Below are 24,024 nucleotides of genomic sequence, written 5' to 3'. Positions count from 1 at the left end.
GTCCCCGTCCCGGGTTCAATCGCTTGCGGGCGGGTCGTCGCCGTAGAACATCACGCCGAGTTGGATGCGCTCGCGGCCCTGGGCCTTGCGATGGCGGTTGGTGTCGCGCAGCGAGTACACGCAGCCGCAGTATTCCTGCTGGTAGAAGCGTTCGCGCTTGCTGATCTCGATCATGCGCTGGCTGCCGCCGTCCTTGCGCCAGTTGTAGTCCCAGTACGACAGGCCCGGGTACGGCGCGACCGCGCGCTGGCCGCTGTCGTTGATCTGGGCCATGTTCTTCCAGCGCGAAATGCCCAGCGAGGTGGTCATCACCGGGAAGCCGTGCTCGTGCGCGTACAGCGCGGTGCGCTCGAAGCGCATGTCGAAGCACATGGTGCAGCGGATGCCGCGCTCGGGTTCGTTCTCCATGCCCTTGGCGCGGGCGAACCAGTGGTCGGTGTCGTAATCGGCATCGATGAACGGAACGCCGTGTTTCTGCGCGAAGCGGATGTTCTCTTCCTTGCGCAGTTCGTATTCCTTGAGCGGGTGGATGTTCGGGTTGTAGAAGAACACCGAGTAGTCGATGCCGGCCACCACGAAGGCCTCCATCAACTCGCCCGAACACGGCGCGCAGCACGAATGCAGCAGCAGCCTGTCGCCGCCGGGCAGTTGCAGCGGCTTGCGCTGCGCGCTCATGCGTCCTTCGCGACCAGCTTGACCACGCTGGAAAAATCCAGGGCGCCGCGGCCGGCCTGGCTGTTCATCGCGTACAGATTGCGCGCCAGTTCGCCGAGCGGAATCGAGGCGCCGATGCCCATCGCCGCTTCCGCCGCCAGGCCCAGGTCCTTCAGCATCAGGTCGTTGCCGAAGCCGCCGCTGTAGCCGCGCGAGGCCGGCGTGTTGTCGAGCACGTTGGGCCAGGGATTGCACACTTCGGTGGCCCAACTGCGGCTGGTGCTGACCGCCATCATCTGCGACAGCACCTTCGGGTCGAGGCCGTGCGCGACGCCCAGCGCCAGCGCTTCGCCGGTCGCGGCCATGATCACGCCCAGCGCCATGTTGTTGCACAGCTTGGCGACCTGCCCGGCGCCGTTGGCGCCGACGTGGAAGATGTTCTTGCCCATCGCCTGCAGCACCTCGCGCGCGCGTTCCAGCGCCGCCGCTTCGCCGCCGACGATGAAAGTCAGCGTGCCGGCCGCGGCGCCTGCGGTGCCGCCGGATACCGGCGCATCGATCATGTCCACGCCGCGCGCGTTCGCCGCTTGCGCGACCTTCTGCGCGCAGGCCGGGGCGATGGTGCTGCAGTCGATGATCAACGCGCCGGGCTCGATCACTGCCAGCAATCCGCTGTCGCCCAGGTACAGGCCTTCGACATGGCGGCTGGCCGGCAGCATCGAGATCACGATCTGCGCGCCGGCCACCGCTTCGGCGGCGTTCGCCGCGGCGGCGGCGCCGGCCGCGACCGCGGTCGCCACCGCGGCGAACGACAGATCGAACACTTGCACGGAATATCCGGCCTTGAGCAGATTGGCCGCCATCGGCCCGCCCATGTTGCCCAGACCGATGAATGCGATGCGGCTCATGCGTGGACCTGCGTGGAAACGTCCAGATCGGACAGCGGATGTTCGCCGTGCGGCCACGGCGCGATGAAGAACGGTGCGGCCCAGCCCGCGCTGGCCAGTTCCAGCGTCGGCGGATTCCAGCGCGGAGTGCGGTCCTTGTCGATCAGCAAGGCGCGGATGCCTTCGGCGAAATCGCCGTGCGCGGCGCATTGCAGCGAGACCAGGTATTCCACGCGAAAGGTATCGGCCAACGACAGTTCGGCCGCGCGCTGTTGCAGCTCGAAGCCCAGCCGCGCCGACCCGGGCGCGCCCGCGGCCAGCGTTTTGGCCGCGCCGGTCAGCCAGGCGTCGTCGCCGTCCAGCGCCTGGATGCGCGCGACGATGCTTGCCAAATCCTCGCCCTCGCACAGTCGCTCGATCAACGCCGCGTGCTGTTGCAGCGGCCCGGCAGGCGCGGGTTCGCCATGCGCTTGCAACAGCGCGGTCAGGCGCTGGCGATCCATCTCCGCCTCGCCCGACCACGCTTCATCGCTCAACTGCGTCAACACCGCCGCGCGCCGCGCTTCGGGCACGTGGTGATCGGCGAGACCGGCGTAGATCGCATCGCTGGCGTTCAAGGGCGCGCCGGTCAATGCCAGGAACAGCCCGGCGCGCGCCGGCACGCGGTTGAGCAACCAGCTGCCGCCGACATCCGGATACAGGCCGACGGTGATTTCCGGAAACGCCAGCCGCGAGCGCTCACTGACCACGCGATGGCTGGCGCCGGCCATCAAGCCGATGCCGCCGCCCATCACGATTCCGTGGGCCCAGCACAGCAAGGGCTTGGGATAGCGATGGATGCGATAGTCGAGGCGGTATTCGGTGCGGAAGAACTCGCTGGCCTGATGATTGTTGCGAATGTCGCCGCCACCGCCGGCCTGGTATTCGCGCATGCCGCGATACAGCCCGTGCAGATCGCCGCCGGCGCAGAAGGCTTTCTCGCCCGCGCCCTGCAGCACGACCAGGGCGATCGCGTCGTCCTCGGCCCAAAGCCGCAGTTGTTCGTCGAGCAATTCGGCCATCTGCAGCGACAGGCCGTTCAAGGTCGCCGCGGCGTTGAGCGTAGCGATGCCGATGCGCCGGCCGTTGCCGGCCGCGCGCTGTTCGAACAACACCGGCGACGGCGCGACGGTTTCGCTGATTGCGGGCTGGATCGACGCGTTCATGCGTTCTTCCATTGCGCCGCGCGCTTTTCCAGGAACGCCGCCACGCCTTCGACCTGATCGGCGCTGTCGAACAGATCCACGAACGCTTCGCGCTCGCTCACCAGCGCGGTCGCATGCGACTGCGAACGCGTCGCCTGCACCAGCGCCTTGCACGCGGTGACGCTGGTCGGGCTCTGTTTCTCGGCCTGCCTGGCCCAGGCCAGCGCGCGCGCCTTGGCCTCGCCCTTGCCGACGACTTCCTCGACCAGACCGATGCGCAGTGCGGTCGCCGCATCGACGCGCTCGCCGAGCAGCATCATCCGCTTGGCCCAGCCTTCGCCGACCAGACGCGGCAGGTTCTGGGTGCCGCCCGCGCAAGGCAGCAGGCCTACCGTCGCTTCCGGCAGCGCCAGTTGCGCCTGTTCCTCGACGATGCGCAGATCGCAGGCCAGCGCGCATTCGAGCCCGCCGCCCATCGCATAGCCGTTGATCGCCGCGATCGACACGCCGCGGAACGCGCTCAGCGCTTCGAAGGCCTCGCCGAAGCGGCGCGCCGCGTCGCGCGCCAGGGCCTTGTCGCCGCTGGCGAACTGCTTGAGATCGGCGCCGGCCGAGAAGAATTTCTCGCCTTCGCCGGTGATCACCAGGGCGTAGATGTCGCGCTCGCGGTCCAGGTCGCGGACCAGATCGCGCAAGGCGGCGAGGCTGTCGCGGGTCCAGGTGTTGGCCGGCGGATTGCTCAGCGTGACCACGGCGGTGTGGCCGTCGATTTCCAGCTTCAGGCCGGTGTAGACGGTGTCGGCAAGACTCATCGCAATTCCTCGTCGCTGTTGAGCAGATGGCGCGCGATGATCACGCGCATGATTTCGTTGGTGCCTTCCAGGATCTGGTGCACGCGGCAATCGCGCAGCAGGCGCTCGATCGGGTATTCGCGGATGTAGCCGTAGCCGCCGTGGATCTGCAGCGCGTCGTTGCACACGGCGAAGCCGGCATCGGTCGCGAAGCGCTTGGCCATCGCGCACCACACGGTGGCATCGCTGCTGCCGGCGTCGATCTTGCGCGCGGCGGTATGCACCATCTGCCGCGAGGCGATCAGTTGCGTGGCCATGTCGGCGAGCTTGAACTGCAGGGCCTGAAACTCGGCGAGTTTCTTCCCGAACTGGCGGCGTTCGCCCATGTAGCGGCGGGCCGCGTCCAAGGCGCCCTGGGCCGCGCCGAGCGAGCAACTGGCGATGTTGATGCGGCCGCCGTCGAGCCCCTTCATCGCGATCTTGAAGCCGTCGCCTTCGCGTCCGAGCAGATTGCGCGCCGGCACGCGCACGTTCTCGAAGCTGATGCCGCGCGTGGGCTGGCTGTTCCAGCCCATCTTTTCTTCCTTGCGGCCGTAGGCGATGCCGGCGCTGTCGGCGGCGACCGCGAACGCGCTGATGCCGCGCGCGCCATCGCCGCCGGTGCGCGCCATCACCACCAGCATGTCGGTGGCGCCGGCGCCGGAGATGAAAGCCTTCGCGCCGTTGAGCACGTAGTCCTCGCCGTCGCGCACGGCGCGGGTTTTCAGCGAGGCCGCATCCGATCCCGCGCCCGGTTCGGTCAGGCAATACGAGGCCAGACTGCGTCCGCTGGCCAGAGCCGGGCCCCACTGCTCGCGCACCACGTCGCTGGCATGCGCGGTCAGCATCCAGGTCGCCATGTTGTGGATGCTGATGAACGCCGCGGTGGACGGATCGACCGCGGCCAGTTCCTCGAACACGATCGCCGCGTCCAGCCGGCTCAAGCCCGAGCCGCCGGCGGCTTCGTCCACGTACAGCCCGCAAAAGCCGAGCTCGCCGGCCTGGGCGATGGCTTCGCGCGGAAAGATGCCTTGCGCGTCCCATTGCGCCGCATGCGGCGCCAACCGAGCCTGGGCGAAGTCGCGCGCCGCATCGCGGTACGCAGCCTGTTCTTCGCTCAGGCCGGTCGGCACCACCGACGCGGCCTGCCAGTCCATGACCGCGGCCATCACTTGAGACTGATCGTGGTGTTGACGCCGTGACCCAGGGTCTCGTCGTCGAACCAGCGCGCGGTGACGGTCTTGGTCTGGGTATAGAAGGTCACCACCTGCTTGCCGTACGGGCCCAGGTCGCCGAGCTTGGAGGCGCGCGAGCCGGTGAACGAGAACAGCGGCACCGGCACCGGAATCGGCACGTTGATGCCGACCTGGCCGACGTCGATCTCTTCCTGGAACCTGCGCGCGGCAGCGCCGGACTGGGTGAAGATCGCGGTGCCGTTGCCGTTGGGATTGGCGTTGATCAGCGCGATCGCCTCATCCAGCGTGTCCACGCCGAGGATCACCAGCACCGGTCCGAAAATTTCTTCCTGATAGATGCGCATGCCCGGTTCGACGCCGGAGAAGATCGTCGGGCCGACGAAATTGCCTTGCTGATACCCCGGCACCGCGGGATTGCGGCCGTCGAGTTCGAGCACCGCGCCCTGCTCCACGCCCGAGGCAATCAGGCCTTCGACGCGTTCGCGCGCGGCGCAGGAAATCACCGGACCCACGTCGGTGCCCGGCTCGGTGCCGGCGTTGACCTTGAGCGTGCGCGCCTTGGCGACCAGATCCGGAATCCACTGCCGCGCTTCGCCGACCAACACCGCGGTGGACGCGGCCATGCAACGCTGCCCGGCCGCGCCGAACGCGGCGCCGGCCATGGCGTTGAGGGTTTGCTCCTTGTTCGCGTCGGGCAGCACGATGGCGTGATTCTTCGCACCCATCATGCATTGCACGCGCTTGCCGGCGAGCGAGGCGCGGCGATACACGTGGGTGCCGACCTTGGTCGAACCGACGAACGACACCGCGCGGATATCGGCGTGATCGCAGATCGCGTTGACCACATCTTCGCCACCGTGGACGACGTTGAGCACGCCCTTGGGAACGCCGGCCTGCAGCGCCAGCTCGACCAGGCGCATGGTCACCAGCGGATCCTGTTCGGACGGCTTGAGCACGAAGGTGTTGCCGGTGGCGATGGCCATCGGGAACATCCACAGCGGAATCATCGCCGGGAAATTGAACGGCGTAATGCCCGCGCACACGCCCAGCGGTTGCAGCAAGGTGTAGGTATCGACGCCGCCGGCGACGTTGTTGGCCAACTCGCCCAGTTGCAGGTTGCCGATCGCCGCGGCGTGTTCGACCACTTCCAGGCCGCGGAACACGTCGCCTTCGGCGTCGGGCAAGGTCTTGCCCTGCTCGGAGGTCAGGATCGCGGCGAGCTCGCTCATGTGCTCGCGGATCAGCTGCTGATATTTCAGGAAGATGCGCGCACGCGCGCCGATCGGGGTCTTGCGCCAGGTCTTGAACGCGCGTGCGGCCGAAGCCACCGCCGCGTCCACTTCCTCGGCCGTGGCCATCGGTACGCGCGCCAGCACCGCCTGGGTGGCCGGATTGACGACGTCGCGCCACTGCGTGCTGCGGGATTCGACGAATTCGCCGTCGATCAAAAGCTTGACCGTCGCGACCTCGGTCGCAACGCGATGCATATCGTTCATGGTGGTCTCCGTATCGCACACCCGCGAAAGCGAGGGTTGCGGAGACGCGCGACAAGACGAAACGATGGCGAACGCACGCCGCATCGAATCAGCCCGTCAGGTTGCCCGCCGCAACACTCGAGGAGGACATCTCCCGATGTCCGCCACGGGCCGGTCTCCGGGCTTGCGAGCGATGCCGAAGCATCACCCCGACACCTTCCCGCGCGAGCGCAGTGGTCAACGTCGGGTGTTCTCGCCTACCGTTGCGGGGGCAGCGTCGGAATTGGACGATCACGTCCGCACCGACTTCCCGTTTCACCCTGCGCGCCGGTATGGACCGGCGTGCAAGGCACCTGTGGCGGGCGAAGTGTAGTGCTTGCGGCCCTGGGCGGACAAGCCGCATCGCGGCGGGCGCATTGCGCGCGTTCGTTCAGAGCGGACGCAAGCGCTGGATGCGGGCCGGCGTCAAGGCATCGACGCGGCTGCAATGGCGGTGGATTCACCACGCGGATCACAAAGCGATGCGATGACGTGCATCGCGGCTCAAACGCTAATATCGATGGTGATGCGTGCATTGCCGCATCGAATGTGCGCCTCGCGCCTGTTCATCGCCTCTCTGCGGCGCCAGATCGGCACCGCCATCGTCGCGATCATGCAGACGCCGATGGTTCGCGCGATGCGCTCAGCGCCGACTTCGTTTGAATCGCACGCATTGACGGTGCGCGCTTCAACGCCGTAACCGCACCGTCGACGGCAACGCGGCGAACAAACGAACAGTCGATGTCGTCGGTACTCGTGTATCAGGCCGCCCAGGTCAGCTCGCGCACGTCGCCAATTGCTGTTTCGCGTACCAGATCGCGCGACGCGCCTGGTCGTAGGCCATGTCGGCCGAACGCGGCAGCAACTGTTCGGCGCGGATCGGATCGACGCCGCTCGCCATCGCGCGTTCGATGCGTTGAAGTTCGTCCACGCGCACGATCGCCGGCGCCAGCAACTCGCGCAGCCGCTTGCGCTCGCAGCCGCCGTGGGCCGCTTCGACTTCGCCGATCGCCTGACGGATACGGCGGCTGGCCTCGCCCTGCAGGCCCGGCGCGGGCTCGAACGCGATCGGCGCGGCCTTGTAGGCATCGCCGGTGGCTTCGCTGCCCAGGTCCGAGGGCCGCTCGTGCAGCGCCGGATTGAACCGCACCGGCGGCGGCGGCCGCGCGCGTGCCTGCTGGATATCGCGCTTGAACGGCATCGCGTCGGCGATTTTCTGCAGCCGCTTGGTCGCCTTACCCAGCAAGGCCTTGCCGAGGGTGCCTTCGGTGGCCCAATCCGATTCGAATCCGGTCGGCGGCACGTCGATCGGATTGCGGCGTTCGAAGGTGTTCTTCGCGGCTACGAATTTGGGATCGTCCGGATCGCCCGGCGCGCGGCCGGGCGGCGCGCGCATCGGGTCGGCCTCCGGCAGCGCGACGCGGCCGTCGGCGTTGAATAGCCGGCTGGGGCGCGCGGGCGGTGGCGTGTTTGCCGCGGTTTGCTTGCGCGGCGTCGATGGCTGAGGCTGCACGGGACGGGGCGTGTTCGCGGCGACGCTCGCCGTTTGAGGCGCGTGCGGGCGGTCGCGTGGCATGGGCACGGGCACGAAGTCCGGTTCGCTCGGCGGCTCGACGGGCGGCGGCACGCGCTCGATCAGGACCACATCCAGGGCCGGTTGCGCCGGCGCCGGGGCCGGCACGTCCAGCAACAGCCAACCGGTGAACATCGTCACCGCGACGGCGATCAGCAAAGCGCTCGCATGCAGCAGGGCATCTTGCGGAGGAGCGGCTTTGTTCATTCATCCTTCGGGGGTGATGGCCTGAAACATGCGCCGGGCCGCAAGCATCGGAACGGGAACGATAGAACGAGTTCCGCGCGCGCGACGCTCGTCGCGCGCGCTTGCCGGCCTTCGTTCAGGCGCGGCGGGCGAACACGGTGGACCGCGGCGACACGGGATTGCGTACTTCACCACGCCCTCGCCCGCTTCCGCCGCAAGCCGCGACGCCGTGGAGATCGGGAAACAGTCGACAGCGCTTATCGATTCGCGCCTCGGCGAAGCCGCCGAGCGTCCGCGCGCGCCGCGCCGATGCACTCGATCATCGACGCGACGAATGCACGCGACGATACGAGGACGGCGTCGGCGAGAGAATAAAAATTCCGTTGGCCACAGCGCGATCGGCGCCGCCGGTGTGGCTTTCGTTCACGATTCGATGACGGCCGCGCGGTGCGGCGTGCTCGGCGGCGTTGGCTCGCGGCATCGACGCGGCCAGGCCATGCAGCCGTCGATGCGCCCGATTCGATCGCGCCATGCGCAAAGGCCGGCGAACGCCGGCCTGTTTTCTCGCTGCTTGATTGCCTGGCGGCTTACACAGGGATGCCCGCGAACCTCCGCGGCGTCCCCGCGGCCGGCAACCTCAAGCCGGCCGCCGCCATCAAACCCTCAACGCTTGCGGAACGACGGCACCAGCGCGCCTTCGGCGAGCTTGCCGTTCGCCTTCCACACCACGGTGGTCTGCGGGAACTCCTCGCTGCGCGCGTAGGCGGCGGCCTGGGTCGCCATCACCTTGGGCGCGCCCTTGACCGACGGATTCCAGGCGAACACGTTCTGCACGCCGTACCAGACCACCGGCGTGGTGCTGTCGAGGCGGCGGTCCGGGCACAGGGCGACATCGAACTCCTCCAGCACCTTCAAGGTGGCGGCCGGGACGGCCATGACTCCGGCGCGGGTGCGCTCGGCGGAATGGTCGGGACACACCTCGGCCGAGCGCGCGATCGCGTCTTCGTAGACCTGGCGGTCTTTCTGCGCATGGGCTGGCGGAACCGCGACCAGGAGCAGGCCCAGGCACGATCCGAAGATCCGCGAATTGCGATTCATGTTGTCTCCTAACGATGGACGAGGTGCGGTACCGGCCAGGGCGGTTGGATGCACGGCGCCGGAGCCGCGCAGCATAGCAATCGAAAATGGGCTATTTGCTCTCGGCCGGTCGGCGCCTGCGGGTACGGCGGCAGCATCGCCCAAGTACGTCGCAGGGCCCGCGAATGGATGCAGGGCCCCTGGCCCGGCTTGGGACGCCCAGCACACTTCGTACATTTTTGTGCTACGATCCGTCCAGATCAGGACACCACGGACAGGGCCACCCGCCATGAGCAAAGCCGCCAAGACGCCTCCGCCGGCCAAGGCCGGGACCAAGCCGACCGCGAAATCCGCCGGCCGCGGCAAGCCCGCGCTGCGCGAAAGCCGGCTCGATGCGCAGGAACACGCCTACCCCAAGCTGGCGCGCAACAAGCACGGCGCATCGGTCAAGGAGCCCTCGCCCTTGCAGGCCTACAACAGCGCCCCGGCCACGCTCAACGGCTACGTCGCCTACCTGCGCAGCGCCAGCCCGTTGCAACGCGTGGAGGCCGAGCGCGAAGGCGTGCCCGCGCAGGTGGTCAAGCACATGGCGACCAGCATGGACCTGTCGGCGGTGAGGATGTTCAACATCCTGGGCATCGCCAAGGCCACCGCCGAAAGCAAGGCCGCGCAGCACGCGCGCATCACCGGCGCGAGCGGACAGGCCGCGCTGGGGGTGATGCATCTGCTCGGCATCGCCGAAGCCATGCTCAAGGACAGCACGGCGCCGGACGCGCGCGACTTCGATTGGGCCAAGTGGCTCGGCAGTTGGATCGAGCAGCCGCAAGCCGCCCTGGGCGGACAGAAGCCGGCCGACCTGCTGGACACGCCGACCGGCCTGAGCGTGGTCGCGCGCCTGCTGGGTTCGCTGGAAAGCGGTGCGTATCAGTAGTACGCCGCCGTGAGCGCAACCGCATGAGCGGTGTTTCGCCGATCCGATCCATTGCCGCAAGGACGAGGCCGCAAACATGAAACTTTGGCGTATCGCCGGCGAAACCCGCGCTTATCGCGCCGACGATCTGAGCGGCGCGGGCGCGGCCAAATTTCCCGGCCGTTGGAACGACGACGGTCAGCGCGTGCTGTACACCGCCACCTCGCTGGCGTTGGCAGCGCTTGAGACCGCGGCGTATGTGGATTCGCACGGCCTTCCGTTGAACCGGCACGTGGTGTCGATCGAGGTGCCGGCGGCGGTGTGGAAGGCGCGCATCCAGATGACGCCGCAGGACCTGCCGGGCGGTTGGGACGCGGTCCCGGCCGGCGTGGCCAGCGTGCGGATCGGCTCGCAGTGGTTGAACAGCGGCGCGTCGGCGATCTTGCTGGTGCCGTCGGTGATCGTGCCGGAGGAGTACAACGCGTTGATCAATCCGGAGCATCGCGACGCGAAGAAGCTGCGGGCGACTACGGGGCGGAAGTTTCAGTACAACGTGGTGTTTCGGGCGCCTTGAGGGTCGGGTGGGGGTTTGATTCGGATTCGGATTCGGATTCGGACTCGGAGATTCGGACTTGGATTAGAGCTCTGGCCGGAATATACGGAACTCGGAAACCGCGCACCTACCTACCGTCATTCCCGCGAAAGCGGGCTCCGCTTTACTTCGGCGTAGCCGAACATCCAGTGCCTTTCGTGCGAGAACGCGTGAAGTCGCTGGATTCCCGCTTTCGCGGGAATGACGGTCTTGAGAGATGGCGCTGAAGTCTCTGGATTCCCGCCTTCGCGGGAATGACGGGCTGGAAAGATGACGCTGAAGTCTCTGGATGTTCGGCTACGCCGAAGTAAAGCGGAGCCCGCTTCCGCGGGAATGACGGTCTTAAGAGATGACGCTGAAGTCTCTGGATTCCCGCCTTCGCGGGAATGACGGGCTGGAAAGATGACGCTGAAGTCTCTGGATGTTCGGCTCCGCCGAAGTAAAGCGGAGCCCGCCTTCGCGGGAATGACGTTCTTGAGGGATCACGCTGAAGTCTCCAGGCGTTCGGCTCTACCGAAGTACAACGAGCGCCTTTACGGAAACGGCGAGGCGGAGAATAGAAAAAATCGCACCATCCGCTGCCGCTTCACCCTACCCCGGCCATCCCTGGCCCATCTCCATCCCTGTACCGCATCCCTGCCCGCCGCGACCTTCCCTGATCCCGCATCCATGCCTCACCCGCACTACGACGCATTCCATTGCGCGAACACTCAAACCTCCTGCACCCGCATCCTTTCGAAACTGCCGTCCTGGTGAAACAACGGCCCGAACCACGGATGCTCTACGTCGATGCTGACTTCGAAATGCTCCGCATCCAGATCGCGATGCACCAGCACGAAACGGCCCGGCCATAACGGCTTGGGCAGCGGCAGGCGCAAGCCGCGCCAGTGCAGGAAATAGCCGTCGTCCACGAACACCAGCCGGTTCGGCAACACCTCCAGGCGTACGCGCATGCCCAGGCCGCCGCCGAAATGCTCCAGCAGTTCGCCGTTGTCGCCCAGGATCATGCGCGAGCGGAAACTGAAGACTTCATCGACGAAGTGATAAGTGCGGGTCTTGACCCAGCCCAGCCCGCGCGTCATCGGCCGCACGTCGAAACGGAACGGCACTTCGTCGGCGTTCTGATGCGGCAGGATCCGCGCATGCCGGATCAGCCGCGCGAACACGCCGCCCAGCCAGGTGCAGCGAACCTGATGCATGTTGCCGACGTACTCGGCCTGAGCTTCACCGGGCAAAAGTTCGAAACGTGCCTGGATATGCGGATGCAACAGCGACCAGCGCGCGCCGAGCGCCGCGCGCAACAGCGCGGCCAGATCGTGCGCGGCGGGCTCACAACGCGGTTTGTCGCCGGAACCGGCAAGTCCGCCGGCGCTGCTGACGCCTTCGCTGTTATCGCGAGGCAGGTCAATGGGATGCAACAGTTCCATGTTGGTCCTTTGGGTGTCCTTCACCCGAATAGAAAGAACGCGGATTGATGTCCGAACCGGCGTGCGCGGCGCTCAGCGCGCTGTCCAGGCCGGGATGGAGGAAACGAAAGCGTTGATCGAGCAAGCGCTGCGGCGCGACCACGGGACCGTCGAGCAGCATCGTCGCCATCTCGCCCAGCGCCAAGCGCAGCGGCGCGGCCGGCATGCGCATGAAGGCGGGGCGATGCAGCGATCGCGCCAGCGCGCGGGTGAACTCGGCCTGGGTGCAACCACCGGGCGCGACCAGGTTGTAAGGGCCGCGGATGCCGACGTGTTCCACCGCTTGCTCGACGAAACCCAGCACATCGTCCAGATGCACCCAGGCAAACCACTGCCGGCCGTCGCCGAGCCGCGCGGCCCCGCCGAGCGAAGCGGCCAGCGACAGCATCGGCAGCAGGCCGCCGCTGCGATGCAGGACCAGCCCCAGCCGCATCGTCGCCACGCGCACGCCCTGCGCGGACACCTTGGCCGCGGCGCGCTCCCAGGCCACGCACAGTTCGCTGGGGAAATCGCCGCGCACCGGCGGCGGATCGCGCAGTTCCGGCGCGCTCAGCGCATGCGCGCCGTACACGCCGACCGCGCTGGCCTGCAGCCACAGCGCCGGCTTGCGTTGCGAGCGCTCGCACCACGCACGCAAGCCATCGGTGGTGTCGATGCGGCTGGCGAGCAGCGCGCGCTTGCGTGCCGGCGACCAACGCGGGCCGACCACCGGCGCACCGGCGAGATTGATCACCACGTCGATGGCTTCGTCGTCGCGCAACTCGGCGGTGTCGGCGATACAGCGCGCGCGGCCGCCGAAACGCAGCGCGGCGCGGCGCGGATCGCGGCTGAGCACGGTGACGCGATGTCCGCCGGCCAGCAACCCTTCGACCAGCGCGGTGCCGATGAAACCGGTGCCGCCGCTGAGCAGGAATCCGGTCTGCGGATGCTCGGCCAGCAAAGCGCACGGCGCCGGCTCGGCGGCGTTGGCGCGCGCGGCCAATCCGTCGCGCAGCGCCGACACGGCGATGCCGATCGCCGCGGCGGTCAGCGCCCACGAAGCCCACCCGTGCGAATTCGCAAGCAAGGCGCTCGGCGCGGACCAGTCGGCGCGGGTCGCCAGCGCGTACACCGCGAACATCGCGCCGCCGTTGACGGCCAGGATGGTGTGCAGCACGCGCTCGGTGCTCGGCAACAGCCGGGTGGCGTCTTCGACCACGAAGTCCCACAAGGTGATGCCGACTTCGATCAACACCAGCGCCCACACCGCCGCCAGCCACGCGCCTTGCGGCTTGATCCAGGCGAATACCAGGAACAGCAATCCGTACACGAAGCCGCGCGTCGAATGCAGCTTCAACTCCAGCGCGGCGCTGCGGCGGTTGGCGAGCTTTTCCATCAGTTCGTGATGGGCGATGGTGTCGATCGCGCCCAGCGCGACCTGCAGCAGCAGTAAAGCGATGAACAAGCGTTCCATGGCGCGCCTGCCTCAGTAGTGCGTGGGGCAATGGCCGTCGTCGCAATGCGGCGCGGCGTCCTGGCCGGCTTCGCGATACCCCAGCCAGCGCGATACGCGATGCCGGTTCGGCGCGATCCAGCGATACGCGCGCGCGGCCAGGCGGCCGGCGCCGAGCACGCGCAACGGCCAGGTCAGCCAGCCCAGGCCGACCGCGCGATACGCCTCGGCGATGCCGGGCACGCCGATGCGCCATTCGCCGTCGGCGGCGCGCACGTGCAGCGAATTGCGCAGCGCTTCGAGTTCGAAGCCCCATTGCGCGGCGTCGAACTGCGGGTCGGCGATATCGACCAGGCGCAGACGGTCGTGGCGGTCGCCGGCCTTGAGCCGGTGCATTTCGGCGCGGCACAGCGGGCAGGCGCGGTCGTACAGGGCGATGACTTGCGCGTTTGCGAGTTGGCCCGGGATGGAATCGCTGCTCATGATCTTCTCCTACAGTTATTTCGGTAATGACAGAAACTTGTGGGCAAAAAAATGCCGGCGGGCGCTCAGGACGCGCGCTCGCCGGGCTGGGATCGGGTTTCGCCCTGGATTTCGGCGTCGGTGTCGGCTTGGGTGTCGTCGTCCTCGAACAACACCCCGCCGCTCTCGCCGGGCTGCGGCTGCGGCAGCGGTTTGACCGGGCCGCGCACGAATTGCTGGATGCGCGCGCCCATCTTCAGCAGCTTGATCAGGGTCTTGGGATCGAGGCGGTTCATTTCGTCGATCCAGCTGGTGCCGGTCTCCATGAACTCCAGCACTTCGCGCATGCGTTCCAGGGTACGGCGGTCGCGCGGGTCGTTCTGGTCCGGCGCCACCGCGGCGTTGTCGCTGTCGAGCACGGCGGTGCGCAGCATGCTCAGGGTCGGTTCGATCTCGCGCCGGCGGCGCTCCTGGACCACGGCGCGGAAGATATCCCACACGTCCTTATAGGTTTCGAAGTGGTCGCGGCGGTCGCCCAGCACGTGGCTGACCCGGGCCAGGTTCCAGCCCTGCAATTCCTTGAGGCTGGTGCTGACGTTGGAACGCGCCAGATTGAGGGTTTCGCAGATCTCGTCGGCGGTGATCGCGCGCTCGCTCAGGAACAGCAGGGCGTGGATCTGGGCGACGGTGCGGTTGACGCCCCAACGACTGCCCATCTCGCCCCAGTGCAGGATGAAACGTTCTTGGAGCGGGCTGAGCGCCATGGACTTCTCTTATTTCTGTTTAGACAGAAATTAAAGAACGGACCGGGGTGAGTCAATGGGTCGCAGCGACCGTTGGTCGGCTCGTGCACGCGGATGGGGTGGCGACGGCGCCTGGGCTGGCGGACAAGTCGCCTTATTTCAATCGTTTACGTGCGCTTTGTAAGCGATTTGCGTGCCGTAGGCCGCGTCTCAATCGGCGAGACCGTCCACACCCAAGCTGCACACCGGCCGTTTTATTACTAATATTAGTACATGAGCCTGACCGACCTCCGCCGCGCCCTGCTGATCTACCTGCACGAGCGCATCGCCGCCGATGGCCTGCCGCCGTCGCAGCAGGAGATCGCCGCGCACCTGGGTTTTCGCCAGAACCGTTCCGCCGGTTATCACCTGCAGGCCTTGCAGGCGCAGGGCCTGATCGAGCTGTTGCCGGGGCGCGCGCGCGGGATTCGCCTGCTTCAGGCGGGTCTGCTGCAGATCGGGCTGCCGCAGGACGAATCGGCCGCCGCCACCGAACCGAACCGGCATCCGGCCTTCACCGCCCCCGCCGCCAACGACGACAGCCGCCTGTCCCTGCCGATCCTCGGCCGGGTCGCCGCGGGTTCGCCGATCGGCGCCGATCCCGACGCCGACACCCATGTGCTGATCGACCGCCTGCTGTTCTCGCCGCGCCCGGACTACCTGCTGCGGGTCAAAGGCGACTCGATGCGCGAGGACGGCATCTTCGACGGCGATCTGGTCGCCGTGCACCGCACCGGCGACGCGCGCAGCGGCCAGGTCGTGGTCGCGCGCATCGGCGATGAAATCACCATCAAGCGCCTGCGCATCGACGCCGACGGCATCGCCCTGCTGCCGCGCAATCCCGATTACGAACCGATCCGCGTCGCGGCCGATGCCGACTTCGCCATCGAAGGCATCTACTGCGGTCTGGTGCGCAGCGCCTGAGCGCGGCCATGAGCAAACTGATCGCACTGGAAACCCTGATCAGCAGCCGCAAACTGTGGCGCGGACAGCCGGCGAATCTGGCGCCGTCCTCGCAGCCGACCGGCCACGCCGCGCTCGACGCCGCCCTGCCCACCGGCGGCTGGCCCGAGGCTTCGCTGACCGAACTGCTGCTGCCGATGCACGGCGTGGGCGAGTTGCGACTGATGTGGCCGGCGCTGGCGCGGCTGTCGCAAGGCTGGCCGCCGCAAGCGCAGGCCATGCCGGCGAAGTCCGCGCGCGCGCAGGCCTCGCATGCGTTTGATGGCGGCGGCATGGTCGTACTGATCGATCCGCCGTTCGAGCCGTATGCGCCGGCCTGGCGCGATGCCGGCGTGGCCTTGTCGCGATTGCAGGTGATCCGCGCGCGCGGCCGCGACGCCTTGTGGGCGGCCGAACAATGCCTGCGCTCGGGTGCGTGCGCGGCGGTGTTGTGCTGGCCGCAGCGCGTGGACGATCGCGCGCTGCGGCGGCTGCAGGTCGCGGCCGAAACCGGGCAATGCCTGGGCTTCGCCCTGCGCGACAGCAAGGCCGCGTTGAACCCGTCGCCGGCCGCGCTGCGCATCGCCATCGACACCTCGCCGCGGCAGTTGCGCGTGCTCAAGTGTCGCGGCGGCAACGTGCCGACACGGCCGATTCCCTTCGCCTCCACGGCCGAACCGGCGCCGGCACGGATGACACGCGAACAAGGCGCGATCGGCGCTGGCGTCCCGGCCGACCGCTCGGCCATCGTGTTTTCTGCGAGAGGCTTCGGTCCCGACGCTTCGCGCTCCGAAAGCGCCGAGCCCGCCATCGCGCCCGAAGCGGCCAAGCCGCAACTTGCGATCGCTTCCGTCTCGATCTTTCCTGCACCACCACTCCAGCCACGAAGCGCCGAAGCCTTTCGTGGGAGGGGCTTAAGCTGCGACGCCGCGCCCCCAGCCGAAAGCCCCGCCCCCGCGCCGTATCTCGCAGAAGCTTCGATCTCGACCCTCCCCGTCGCACCGCCCTCGCCCGCTCCGGCGGCCACGCGCTGAGTCCATCGCCATGCGCTGGGCCTGCCTGCTGCTGCCGCAAATGGCGATGGACGTGGTCCTTCGCAATCACCCGCATCCCGAGCGCCCGCTGGTGCTGGTCGATGGCCCGCACGCGCGCCGCCGACTGCACGCGGTCAACGCCGCCGCGCGCGCGCTCGGGCTCAAGCCGGGGATGTCGCTGATCGCCGCGCACGCCATCGTCGATGGCTTCCAGATGGTCGAACACGATCCGCAGGCGGTCGAACACGCGCGCAGCCTGCTCGCGGCCTGGGCCTATCGCTACAGTTCGCAGGTCAGCACGCAGTTCGCCCACGCCATCGTGCTGGAGATCGGCCGCAGCCGGAAGCTGTTCGGCCTGTGGCCGCAACTGCACAAGCGCCTGGGCGAGGAATTGCGCGAACTCGGCTTCCGCTACCGCATGGCCGCCGCGCCGAATCCGTACGCCGCCCGCGCGCTGACCAACCTCGCCGACGGATTGTTCTTCGACGACGACATGCTGCTGAGCGCGCTGGGCAAGATGCCGATCGAACGCTGCGGCCTCGACGCCGACGTCGTGCAGGCGCTGCAGCGCATGGGCCTGCGCAAGCTCGGCGCGGTATTCGCCCTGCCGCGCGCGCCGCTGGCGCGGCGTTTCGGCCAGGACGTGCTGACCCGGCTCGACGCGCTGCGCGGCGAAGCCTCGCCGCCGATGACGTATTTCCAGCCGGCGGATTTCTTCGACGCGCGCATCGAGCTCGGCCACGAAGTCGAATCCAGCCTGGCCCTGCTGTTTCCGCTGCGCCGCCTCACCGCCGACCTGTCCGCGTACCTGTCCGGCCGCGACGGCGGCGTGGCGCGTTTCAAGCTGCTGCTCGAACACGAACACCACAGCCATCGCGAGCGCATCGCCGACAGCGAAATCGCGGTCGGCCTGCTCGCGCCCGAGCGCGAGGCGGCGATGCTGTTCGAACTGGCGCGCGGGCGATTGCAGCACGCGCAATTGCCCGCGCCGGTGATCGGCCTGCGCCTGCTCGCGGAAGAACTGCCGCCGTTCGTGCCCGCGCGCCGCGACCTGTTCGACCCGCGTCCGCAGCAAGCCCTGCCCTGGGCGCAGTTGCGCGAACGCCTGCGCGCGCGGCTCGGCGACGAAGACGTGCACGGACTGGCGCTGCATCCCGATCATCGCCCCGAACGCGCCTGGCGCCGCGTGGTCGGCGACGCGCCGCGTTCGAACAAACCCACCGCGCCGGCCGTTGCCGCCGAGGCGACCCGTCCCGGCTGGCTGCTGGCCGCGCCCGAACCGCTGCGCGAACCGATCGCGCGCATCCTCGCCGGCCCCGAGCGCATCGAATCGGGCTGGTGGGACCAGGACGACGTGCGGCGCGATTACTACCTGGTCGAAACCGCCCGCGGCCAGCGCGCCTGGGCGTATCGCGACGCTGGCGGCGATGGGCCGCTGATGCTGCACGGCTGGTTCGCATGAACCTTCCGCCGCACGCACGCGCGCTCGCCACCTCGGAGCCCTTGCCGGACTACGCCGAACTGCATTGCCTGTCGGCTTTCAGTTTCCAGCGCGGCGCGTCGGTCGCCGACGAATTGTTCGACCGGGCCAAGGCGCTGGGCTATCGCGCGCTGGCCATTACCGACGAATGCTCGCTCGCCGGCATCGTCCGCGCCTGGCAAGCCGAGCAACGCACCGGGCTGGCCTTGATCGTCGGCAGCGAAATCCGCGTGCACGAAGGGCCGAAGATCGTCTTGCTGGCGACCGACATGGCCGGCTACAGCGATCTGTGCGGCTTGATCACGCAGGCCCGCAGACGCGCGAAAAAAGGCGAATACCTCAGCCTGGCCGATGACTTCCGCGAGCGCAGCGCCCACCTGCTCGCACTGTGGATACCCGATAACGACGAACACGACGACGCCCATGCCGCGTGGTTGCAGGCGAACTTCGGCGACCGGCTCTGGCTCGCGGTCGAACTGCATCGCGGCCCCGACGACGACGCGCGATTGGCGCAACTGAGCGCGCTGGCCGCCCGCCACGGCCTGCCGGCGGTGGCGGCAGGCGATGTGCATATGCACGAACGCGGGCGCCGTCCGCTGCAGGACGTGTTGACCGCGGTGCGCCATCACACCACGGTCGCCGCGGCCGGAGAACTGCTGTTTCCCAACGGCGAGCGCCACCTGCGCATCCGCAAGGCGCTGCAGGCGATCTATCCGGCGGCGATGCTGGCCGAGACGGTGAAGATCGCCCAGCGCTGCGCCGGGTTCGATCTCAAGCGCGACCTCAAGTATCAGTACCCGCACGAACTCGTGCCGGCCGGCCACAGCGCGAAATCCCTGCTGCGCGCCCTGGTCATCCAGGGCGCCCGGAAACGCTGGCCCGGCGGCGCCAAGCTCAAGCATCTGAAACAACTCGTGCATGAACTGCGCGTCATCGGAACGCTGGAATACGAATCCTTCTTCCTGACCGTCCACGACATCGTCAATCACGCCCGCTCGCTGGAGATCCTGTGCCAGGGCCGCGGTTCGGCGGCCAATTCGCTGGTCTGCTATGTCCTGGGCATCACCGAGACCTCTCCGGACCGGATGGAGATGCTGTTCGAGCGCTTCATGTCGGTGGAACGCAACGAGCCGCCGGATATCGACGTCGACTTCGAGCACGAGCGGCGCGAGGAAATCCTCCAGTACGTCTTCAATCGCTACGGCCGCCATCGCGCGGCGCTGACCGCGGTGGCCATCAGCTATCGCGGGCGCAGCGCCGTGCGCAGCGTCGCCGCCGCGCTGGGCATGCCGCAGGATCAGATCGCGGAATTGTCGCGGATGCTGGACCGCTGGAGCGAAGACGTCCCACAGCCCGATCAGTTGCACGAACGCGGTTTCGATACGCAATCGGCGCTGCTGCGCAACGTGTTGGCGCTGAGCTCGCAATTGGTCCAAAACAGCTTCCCGCGCCATCTGTCCCAGCACCCGGGCGGCTTCGTCATCTCCGAGCATCCCTTGCACACCCTGGTTCCGGTCGAGAACGCGGCGATGGACGACCGGACCGTCGTGCAATGGGACAAGGACGATCTGGATGCGATGCAGATCATCAAGGTCGATTGCCTGGCGCTGGGCATGCTCACGGCCGTTCGCAAGATCCTCAAGTCGCTGGAGGACCAGGGCCACGGCACGATCACGATGGATTCCATTTCGCGGCTCGGCGACGACCAGAACGTCTACGGCATGATCTGCAAGGCCGACACCGTCGGCGTGTTCCAGATCGAATCGCGCGCGCAGATGTCGATGTTGCCGCGGCTGCGGCCGCAGAACTTCTACGACCTGGTCATCGAGATCGCGATCGTGCGGCCGGGGCCGATTCAGGGCGACATGGTCAATCCGTATCTGTTGCGGCGCAAAGACCCGACCTTGGTCGAATACCCTTCCGAAGCGCTCAAGGGCGTGCTCAAGCGCACGCTGGGCATTCCGCTATTCCAGGAACAGGTCATGCAGATCGCGATCGTCGCCGCCGGCTACTCGCCCGGCGAAGCCGATCAGCTGCGCCGGTCGATGGCGGCATGGAAACGCCACGGCGGGCTTGAGCCGCATCGCGAGCGGCTGCGCGCCGGAATGCTGGAACGCGGCTATACGGAAGACTTCGCCCACCGCATCTTCGAACAGATCAAGGGCTTCGGCAGCTACGGCTTCCCCGAATCGCACGCCGCCAGCTTCGCCCTGATCGCCTACGTCAGCTGTTGGCTCAAGCACTACCATCCGGCCGCGTTCGCCTGCGGCATCATCAACTCCATGCCGATGGGGTTCTACACCCACGGCCAGATACTGCAGGACGTGCGCCGCAACGGCGTCACGGTGCTGCCGGTGGACGTGCGCTACAGCGATTGGGACTGCACGCTGGAAGCCGCGCCGGGCGGCCGCGGCGGGCATCCGCATGCCATCCGCATGGGCCTGCGCCTGATCAACGGCTTCGACGAAGCCTCGGCCGATCGCATGTCCGACGCGCGCGCGCGGGCGCCGTGGCGCGATGTCGAGGACTTGTGCGCGCGTGCCGCGATCGATGCGCGCGTGCGCGCCCTGCTCGCCGACGCGGGAGCGTTGCGCGCGCTCGCCGGCCATCGCCATCGCGCGCGCTGGGCGGTCGCCGGGGTGGATACGCAGTTGCCGCTGTTCGCGGGCGTGGCGCGCAGTGAGGCGCCGGTGTCGTTGCCGCTGCCGAGCCCGGGCGAGGACGTGCAGGCCGACTACGCGTTGCTCGGCACGACGCTCGGCCGGCATCCCCTGTCGCTGTTGCGCAGCGCGCTGCATGCGCGGCGTTGCCGGCGCTCATCGCAACTGGCCAAGGTCGAACACGGCGCGCGGGTGCGCTTCGCCGGCCTGGTGACGGTGCGCCAGCATCCGGAAACCTCCAGCGGGGTGACCTTCCTGAGCCTGGAAGACGAGGACGGCATGGTCAACGCGGTGGTCTGGCGCGACCTGGCCCAGCGCCAGCGCCGCGTGCTGGTCGAGTCGCGGTTGATGGCGATCGACGGACGCCTGGAACACGTGGACGGTGTCCAGCACATCATCGCTTCGCGCATGGAAGACCTCACGCCGTTGCTGGGCTCGCTGACGACGCATTCGCGCGATTTCCATTGACCGGAACCGGCGCGATTCGGATTTTTCAGCGCACCGCGTGCCGGCTCAAGCGCTTCAAGCCGCACGCCGCACCGATGAACGCCGCGTCGCGCCGATAACGCGCCGGCCCTACTCCGGCCGCTCGCGCACCGGCCGCTTCGCCAGTTTGCGCTGCAAGGTGCGCCGGTCCACGCCGAGCATGCGCGCCGCCGCCGAAACGTTGCCGCCGCATTCGGCCAGCACGCGCTGCATGTGCTCCCAGCCCTGGCGGCGCAGCGACGGCGGCTCGGCCGGCGGTTCCGGCGGCGGCGCCTGCGGCGACGGCGATTCGAACGCTTGCGCCAGCGCGTCGATGTCGAACGGCTTGGGCAGATAGTTCCAGGCGCCGCGGCGCATCGCATCGACCGCGGTGGCGATGCTGGCGTAACCGGTGGCGAGCACGATCCGCGCCTGCGGACAGCGCGCGCGCAGGTCGTGAATCAGCAGCAGGCCGTTGTCGGCGCCGAGCTTGAGGTCCAGGACGATGCCGTCGGCGGCGAAATCCTCCAGCGCGGCCAGCGCGCTGGCCGCGTCGTGACGCGCCTGCACCTCGACGCCGCGGCGCGCCAGCATGCGCGCGAGCACCTGGCAGAACGCCAGATCGTCGTCGACCAGCAGCATGCGCGCGGGCAGGCTCATGGCGTCGCCTGCGCGGCGGGCGACGACGACGGCGCGGCGAACGGCAGATCGACCTCGGTCACGCAACCGCCGCCTTCGCGTTCCACCTGCCGCACCCGGCCGCGGCTGCGCTCGATGCCGGCCTTGGAAATCATCAGGCCGATGCCGAGCCCCTGCCCTTCGTTGTCCAGGCGCGGGCGCGCGGCGATCTGCGCCGGCCCCGCGCCGCGATCGAGGATGGACACGGTCAGCCAGTTCTCGCGCGCCTGCGTCGTCACCTCGACCGGCTCATCGACGCCGCGCGCGGCATTGGCGTCGGCGGCGTTGTTGATCAGGTTGATCAGCGCCTGCGGCAGGCCCGCGTCCACGCGCACCTTGCGCTCGGGCGCGCCGGGATGGAACACCGCGGTCGCGTTAGGCCGCAGCAGGCGCCAGCGATCGACGCAGGCATGCACGAAGCCGTCCGCGTCTTCCAGCGTGGTTTCGCCGGCGGCGCCGCGGCGCGCCATCTCGGCCAGCGCGCGCACGTGATCGCGGCAATGCGCCAGTTGCGAGCGCAGCAGCTCGATGTCTTCGCGCGGCGGCGGTTGTTCGCTGGCCATCCAGTCGTCCACCAACAGGCCCATCGTCGCCAGCGGCGTGTTCAATTCGTGCGCGGTGCCGGCGGCGAGCGAACCCAGCGCCGACAGCGATTCGTCGCGGATCGCGCGTTCGCGCGCTTCCGACAGGCGGCGGCGCTGATCGCGCACGATGGTCATGAACCGGCTCAGCACCACCACCATGATTCCGGCCGAGAGCAGGAAGTTCACCCACATCCCGGTCACGTGCAGTTGGAAGTCGCTGCCGTGCATATGCGGCAGATCCACGTGATGGCGCATCAGCCAGGTGTACAGCGCCGCGGTCAGCACGGTCAGGCCGAGCATGGGCGCGATGTCCAGGCCGATCGCCGCCAGCGCCACCGGCACCAGATACAGCGACACGAACGGATTGGCCGGGCCGCCGGAGTAATACAGCAACGCGGTCAGCGCCAGCTGATCGACCAGCAACTGCAGCACCAGCGCGCGCGGGCCGGCGTCGCGATGGGCCAGCCACCACCAGTGGCTGAGCAGGTTGAACGCGAGCAGGCCGATTGAGATCGACAGCAGCGGTTCGGCCGGGATCGGCAGGTTCAGGCGCTGGACCACGAACACCACGGTCAGCATCTGCCCGGCCACCGACAGGTATCGCAGGTAGATCAGCAGTTGCAGCACGGGGCGATCCGTGGGAGACGAAGCCCGATTATCGCACCGCCCGGGCCGACGGGCCCGCCGGGCCGCTGCGACCGCGAGACGCATCCGCGCGCCGGCATGCTGCGCTGCGACGCCGGGCGATGCGCCCGGGTCAAGTCGGCGCCGGTGCGCGGTCCCGGCGCGCGATGGCCCCTGTCAATACCGACAGGTCGCGCGCGTGGCGACGGCGCGGCGCTATCCTCGATCGGCCAGGATGGTCTGGCGATACACAGGAATGTACGTCATGAAATCAAATGGATGGATTTTGATGAACGCCCTGCTGTGCGGCGCGCTCGCCCTGGCCGGCATGGGCCCGGCCCGCGCCGCGCCCGCGGCCGGCGCGCAGGCATTGCCGCTGGGCCCGGTGCTGTACTGCTTCGTCGGCCCGAACACGCAACCGCCGCCGCCGGGCAACCTGGGCAATTGCTCGACCTTCTACCAGGGCGCCAGCAGCTACAGCGCGGATTTCGACATCCGCAATCTGCCGGCCGGCAACTACAGTTTCGTGTGGACCAACGACAACGGCCTGGTGCTGCCGTGCACGACCAAGAGCTGCCGCACGACCTATCGCGGCGGCATGCCGATCGTGGACGTGGTCAACGTCACCTATACCGATCTGGCCACCGGCATCGCGCGAACGCTGAGCCGCGACGTGCAGATCAATTCGCCGCTGTGAGCGATACGATGCGATGACCGGGAAAAAGCGGGCCGAAGCCCGCTTTTTCCTGGCGTCAGCTTGGATTTTCAGGCTCGTCATTCCCGCGAACGCGGGCGCCGCTTTACTTCGACAG

The 24,024-nt window shown here is 68.1% G+C and carries 21 protein-coding genes, 1 pseudogene and 1 riboswitch; of the genes and pseudogenes, 8 read left to right on the top strand and 14 right to left on the bottom strand.

Annotation, left to right across the window (positions count from 1 at the left end):
• Nucleotides 1–15 precede the first annotated feature (15 nt).
• Genes LG3211_RS10290 through LG3211_RS10265 form a run of 6 tightly spaced genes read right to left on the bottom strand, consistent with a single transcriptional unit; the run spans nucleotide 16 to nucleotide 6,238 of the window.
• Nucleotides 16–675 carry an epoxyqueuosine reductase QueH gene (locus LG3211_RS10290; RefSeq protein ID WP_057942762.1) on the bottom strand — a complete coding sequence of 220 codons (660 nt, stop codon included), beginning with the start codon at nucleotides 673–675 and terminating at the stop codon, nucleotides 16–18.
• Nucleotides 672–1,562, bottom strand: a complete 891-nt coding sequence (mmsB, locus tag LG3211_RS10285; protein ID WP_057942761.1) for a 3-hydroxyisobutyrate dehydrogenase — start codon at nucleotides 1,560–1,562, stop codon at nucleotides 672–674. The genes LG3211_RS10290 and mmsB overlap by 4 nt, the downstream gene beginning before the upstream one ends.
• Entirely contained in the window at nucleotides 1,559–2,746 is a 1,188-nt protein-coding gene (locus tag LG3211_RS10280; protein WP_057942760.1) for an enoyl-CoA hydratase/isomerase family protein, read from the bottom strand. The genes mmsB and LG3211_RS10280 overlap by 4 nt, the downstream gene beginning before the upstream one ends.
• Nucleotides 2,743–3,537 (bottom strand): enoyl-CoA hydratase, encoded by a 795-nt coding sequence (locus tag LG3211_RS10275; RefSeq protein WP_057942759.1) that lies wholly within the window; start codon nucleotides 3,535–3,537, stop codon nucleotides 2,743–2,745. The genes LG3211_RS10280 and LG3211_RS10275 overlap by 4 nt, the downstream gene beginning before the upstream one ends.
• A complete protein-coding gene (locus LG3211_RS10270) occupies nucleotides 3,534–4,712 on the bottom strand; it encodes an acyl-CoA dehydrogenase family protein (RefSeq protein WP_148649188.1) in 1,179 nt (392 codons plus the stop codon). Before LG3211_RS10270 ends, LG3211_RS10275 begins: the two co-directional genes overlap by 4 nt.
• A gap of 11 nt (nucleotides 4,713–4,723) precedes the next feature.
• Nucleotides 4,724–6,238 carry a CoA-acylating methylmalonate-semialdehyde dehydrogenase gene (locus tag LG3211_RS10265; protein WP_057945395.1) on the bottom strand — a complete coding sequence of 505 codons (1,515 nt, stop codon included), beginning with the start codon at nucleotides 6,236–6,238 and terminating at the stop codon, nucleotides 4,724–4,726.
• Between the two features lie 140 nt (nucleotides 6,239–6,378).
• Nucleotides 6,379–6,598: riboswitch (cobalamin riboswitch) on the bottom strand.
• Nucleotides 6,599–6,602: 4 nt separating this feature from the next.
• On the opposite strand from LG3211_RS10265, the gene LG3211_RS25600 reads away from it, so the two are divergent.
• Complete coding sequence (locus LG3211_RS25600; RefSeq protein ID WP_148648839.1) at nucleotides 6,603–6,965, top strand: hypothetical protein; 363 nt, start codon at nucleotides 6,603–6,605, stop codon at nucleotides 6,963–6,965.
• Between the two features lie 75 nt (nucleotides 6,966–7,040).
• Here LG3211_RS25600 and LG3211_RS25595 read toward each other — a convergent pair whose 3' ends face one another.
• Both LG3211_RS25595 and LG3211_RS10255 read right to left on the bottom strand, forming a co-directional pair.
• Entirely contained in the window at nucleotides 7,041–8,045 is a 1,005-nt protein-coding gene (locus tag LG3211_RS25595; RefSeq protein WP_057942757.1) for a hypothetical protein, read from the bottom strand.
• A gap of 642 nt (nucleotides 8,046–8,687) precedes the next feature.
• Complete coding sequence (locus tag LG3211_RS10255; RefSeq protein WP_057942756.1) at nucleotides 8,688–9,122, bottom strand: hypothetical protein; 435 nt, start codon at nucleotides 9,120–9,122, stop codon at nucleotides 8,688–8,690.
• A gap of 268 nt (nucleotides 9,123–9,390) precedes the next feature.
• Between LG3211_RS10255 and LG3211_RS10250 the strand changes: the two genes are divergently transcribed.
• Both LG3211_RS10250 and LG3211_RS10245 read left to right on the top strand, forming a co-directional pair.
• Entirely contained in the window at nucleotides 9,391–10,032 is a 642-nt protein-coding gene (locus LG3211_RS10250) for an antitoxin Xre/MbcA/ParS toxin-binding domain-containing protein (protein ID WP_222837595.1), read from the top strand.
• A gap of 76 nt (nucleotides 10,033–10,108) precedes the next feature.
• Nucleotides 10,109–10,585 (top strand): RES family NAD+ phosphorylase, encoded by a 477-nt coding sequence (locus tag LG3211_RS10245; RefSeq protein ID WP_057942755.1) that lies wholly within the window; start codon nucleotides 10,109–10,111, stop codon nucleotides 10,583–10,585.
• 728 nt (nucleotides 10,586–11,313) lie between these two features.
• Here the strand turns inward: LG3211_RS10245 and LG3211_RS10240 are convergent.
• From LG3211_RS10240 to LG3211_RS10225, 4 genes are all read right to left on the bottom strand, one after another.
• Entirely contained in the window at nucleotides 11,314–12,030 is a 717-nt protein-coding gene (locus LG3211_RS10240) for a DUF4166 domain-containing protein (RefSeq protein ID WP_057942754.1), read from the bottom strand.
• The gene (locus tag LG3211_RS10235) at nucleotides 12,008–13,522 is read right to left on the bottom strand and encodes a TIGR01777 family oxidoreductase (protein WP_057942753.1); all 1,515 of its coding nucleotides are present in this window, start codon (nucleotides 13,520–13,522) and stop codon (nucleotides 12,008–12,010) included. Before LG3211_RS10235 ends, LG3211_RS10240 begins: the two co-directional genes overlap by 23 nt.
• A gap of 12 nt (nucleotides 13,523–13,534) precedes the next feature.
• A complete protein-coding gene (locus LG3211_RS10230; RefSeq protein ID WP_057942752.1) occupies nucleotides 13,535–13,984 on the bottom strand; it encodes a thiol-disulfide oxidoreductase DCC family protein in 450 nt (149 codons plus the stop codon).
• Nucleotides 13,985–14,049: 65 nt separating this feature from the next.
• Nucleotides 14,050–14,727 (bottom strand): GbsR/MarR family transcriptional regulator, encoded by a 678-nt coding sequence (locus LG3211_RS10225; protein ID WP_083512441.1) that lies wholly within the window; start codon nucleotides 14,725–14,727, stop codon nucleotides 14,050–14,052.
• Between the two features lie 252 nt (nucleotides 14,728–14,979).
• On the opposite strand from LG3211_RS10225, the gene lexA reads away from it, so the two are divergent.
• From lexA to LG3211_RS10205, 4 genes and pseudogenes are all read left to right on the top strand, one after another.
• Nucleotides 14,980–15,669: a transcriptional repressor LexA gene (gene lexA / locus LG3211_RS10220; protein ID WP_057942751.1), complete on the top strand. Its 690-nt coding sequence runs from the start codon at nucleotides 14,980–14,982 to the stop codon at nucleotides 15,667–15,669.
• 8 nt (nucleotides 15,670–15,677) lie between these two features.
• A pseudogene (locus LG3211_RS10215) lies at nucleotides 15,678–16,352 on the top strand (hypothetical protein); the annotation flags it as partial.
• Nucleotides 16,353–16,731: 379 nt separating this feature from the next.
• Nucleotides 16,732–18,183, top strand: coding sequence for a Y-family DNA polymerase (locus tag LG3211_RS10210; RefSeq protein ID WP_057942750.1), 1,452 nt, complete (start codon nucleotides 16,732–16,734; stop codon nucleotides 18,181–18,183).
• On the top strand, nucleotides 18,180–21,329 hold the full coding sequence (locus LG3211_RS10205) for an error-prone DNA polymerase (protein ID WP_057942749.1): 3,150 nt from the start codon (nucleotides 18,180–18,182) through the stop codon (nucleotides 21,327–21,329). The genes LG3211_RS10210 and LG3211_RS10205 overlap by 4 nt, the downstream gene beginning before the upstream one ends.
• Nucleotides 21,330–21,437: 108 nt before the next feature.
• On the opposite strand, the gene LG3211_RS10200 is transcribed toward LG3211_RS10205, so the two are convergent.
• Both LG3211_RS10200 and LG3211_RS10195 read right to left on the bottom strand, forming a co-directional pair.
• Nucleotides 21,438–21,986, bottom strand: a complete 549-nt coding sequence (locus LG3211_RS10200; RefSeq protein ID WP_057942748.1) for a response regulator transcription factor — start codon at nucleotides 21,984–21,986, stop codon at nucleotides 21,438–21,440.
• Nucleotides 21,983–23,215, bottom strand: a complete 1,233-nt coding sequence (locus LG3211_RS10195) for an ATP-binding protein (RefSeq protein ID WP_057942747.1) — start codon at nucleotides 23,213–23,215, stop codon at nucleotides 21,983–21,985. Before LG3211_RS10195 ends, LG3211_RS10200 begins: the two co-directional genes overlap by 4 nt.
• 286 nt (nucleotides 23,216–23,501) lie before the next feature.
• On the opposite strand from LG3211_RS10195, the gene LG3211_RS10190 reads away from it, so the two are divergent.
• Nucleotides 23,502–23,909, top strand: a complete 408-nt coding sequence (locus LG3211_RS10190; protein ID WP_057942746.1) for a hypothetical protein — start codon at nucleotides 23,502–23,504, stop codon at nucleotides 23,907–23,909.
• Nucleotides 23,910–24,024 lie beyond the last annotated feature (115 nt).

The organism is Lysobacter gummosus (genome assembly GCF_001442805.1).
GTDB classification, from domain to species: domain Bacteria; phylum Pseudomonadota; class Gammaproteobacteria; order Xanthomonadales; family Xanthomonadaceae; genus Lysobacter; species Lysobacter gummosus.
This window is presented reverse-complemented; position numbering and strand designations above follow the sequence as displayed.

What these genes read in the sequence shown, in the direction of transcription:
- LG3211_RS10225 (WP_083512441.1), bottom strand. Translation starts at nt 14,727, where the DNA reads ATGGCGCTCAGCCCGCTCCAAGAACGTTTCATCCTGCACTGGGGCGAG.
- LG3211_RS10240 (WP_057942754.1), bottom strand. Translation starts at nt 12,030, where the DNA reads ATGGAACTGTTGCATCCCATTGACCTGCCTCGCGATAACAGCGAAGGC.
- LG3211_RS10255 (WP_057942756.1), bottom strand. Translation starts at nt 9,122, where the DNA reads ATGAATCGCAATTCGCGGATCTTCGGATCGTGCCTGGGCCTGCTCCTG.
- LG3211_RS10230 (WP_057942752.1), bottom strand. Translation starts at nt 13,984, where the DNA reads ATGAGCAGCGATTCCATCCCGGGCCAACTCGCAAACGCGCAAGTCATC.
- mmsB (WP_057942761.1), bottom strand. Translation starts at nt 1,562, where the DNA reads ATGAGCCGCATCGCATTCATCGGTCTGGGCAACATGGGCGGGCCGATG.
- LG3211_RS10250 (WP_222837595.1), top strand. Translation starts at nt 9,391, where the DNA reads ATGAGCAAAGCCGCCAAGACGCCTCCGCCGGCCAAGGCCGGGACCAAG.
- LG3211_RS10290 (WP_057942762.1), bottom strand. Translation starts at nt 675, where the DNA reads ATGAGCGCGCAGCGCAAGCCGCTGCAACTGCCCGGCGGCGACAGGCTG.
- LG3211_RS10275 (WP_057942759.1), bottom strand. Translation starts at nt 3,537, where the DNA reads ATGAGTCTTGCCGACACCGTCTACACCGGCCTGAAGCTGGAAATCGAC.
- LG3211_RS10190 (WP_057942746.1), top strand. Translation starts at nt 23,502, where the DNA reads ATGAACGCCCTGCTGTGCGGCGCGCTCGCCCTGGCCGGCATGGGCCCG.
- LG3211_RS10200 (WP_057942748.1), bottom strand. Translation starts at nt 21,986, where the DNA reads ATGAGCCTGCCCGCGCGCATGCTGCTGGTCGACGACGATCTGGCGTTC.
- LG3211_RS10280 (WP_057942760.1), bottom strand. Translation starts at nt 2,746, where the DNA reads ATGAACGCGTCGATCCAGCCCGCAATCAGCGAAACCGTCGCGCCGTCG.
- LG3211_RS10235 (WP_057942753.1), bottom strand. Translation starts at nt 13,522, where the DNA reads ATGGAACGCTTGTTCATCGCTTTACTGCTGCTGCAGGTCGCGCTGGGC.
- LG3211_RS10265 (WP_057945395.1), bottom strand. Translation starts at nt 6,238, where the DNA reads ATGCATCGCGTTGCGACCGAGGTCGCGACGGTCAAGCTTTTGATCGAC.
- LG3211_RS10205 (WP_057942749.1), top strand. Translation starts at nt 18,180, where the DNA reads ATGAACCTTCCGCCGCACGCACGCGCGCTCGCCACCTCGGAGCCCTTG.
- LG3211_RS10270 (WP_148649188.1), bottom strand. Translation starts at nt 4,712, where the DNA reads ATGGACTGGCAGGCCGCGTCGGTGGTGCCGACCGGCCTGAGCGAAGAA.
- lexA (WP_057942751.1), top strand. Translation starts at nt 14,980, where the DNA reads ATGAGCCTGACCGACCTCCGCCGCGCCCTGCTGATCTACCTGCACGAG.
- LG3211_RS25595 (WP_057942757.1), bottom strand. Translation starts at nt 8,045, where the DNA reads ATGAACAAAGCCGCTCCTCCGCAAGATGCCCTGCTGCATGCGAGCGCT.
- LG3211_RS10210 (WP_057942750.1), top strand. Translation starts at nt 16,732, where the DNA reads ATGCGCTGGGCCTGCCTGCTGCTGCCGCAAATGGCGATGGACGTGGTC.
- LG3211_RS10245 (WP_057942755.1), top strand. Translation starts at nt 10,109, where the DNA reads ATGAAACTTTGGCGTATCGCCGGCGAAACCCGCGCTTATCGCGCCGAC.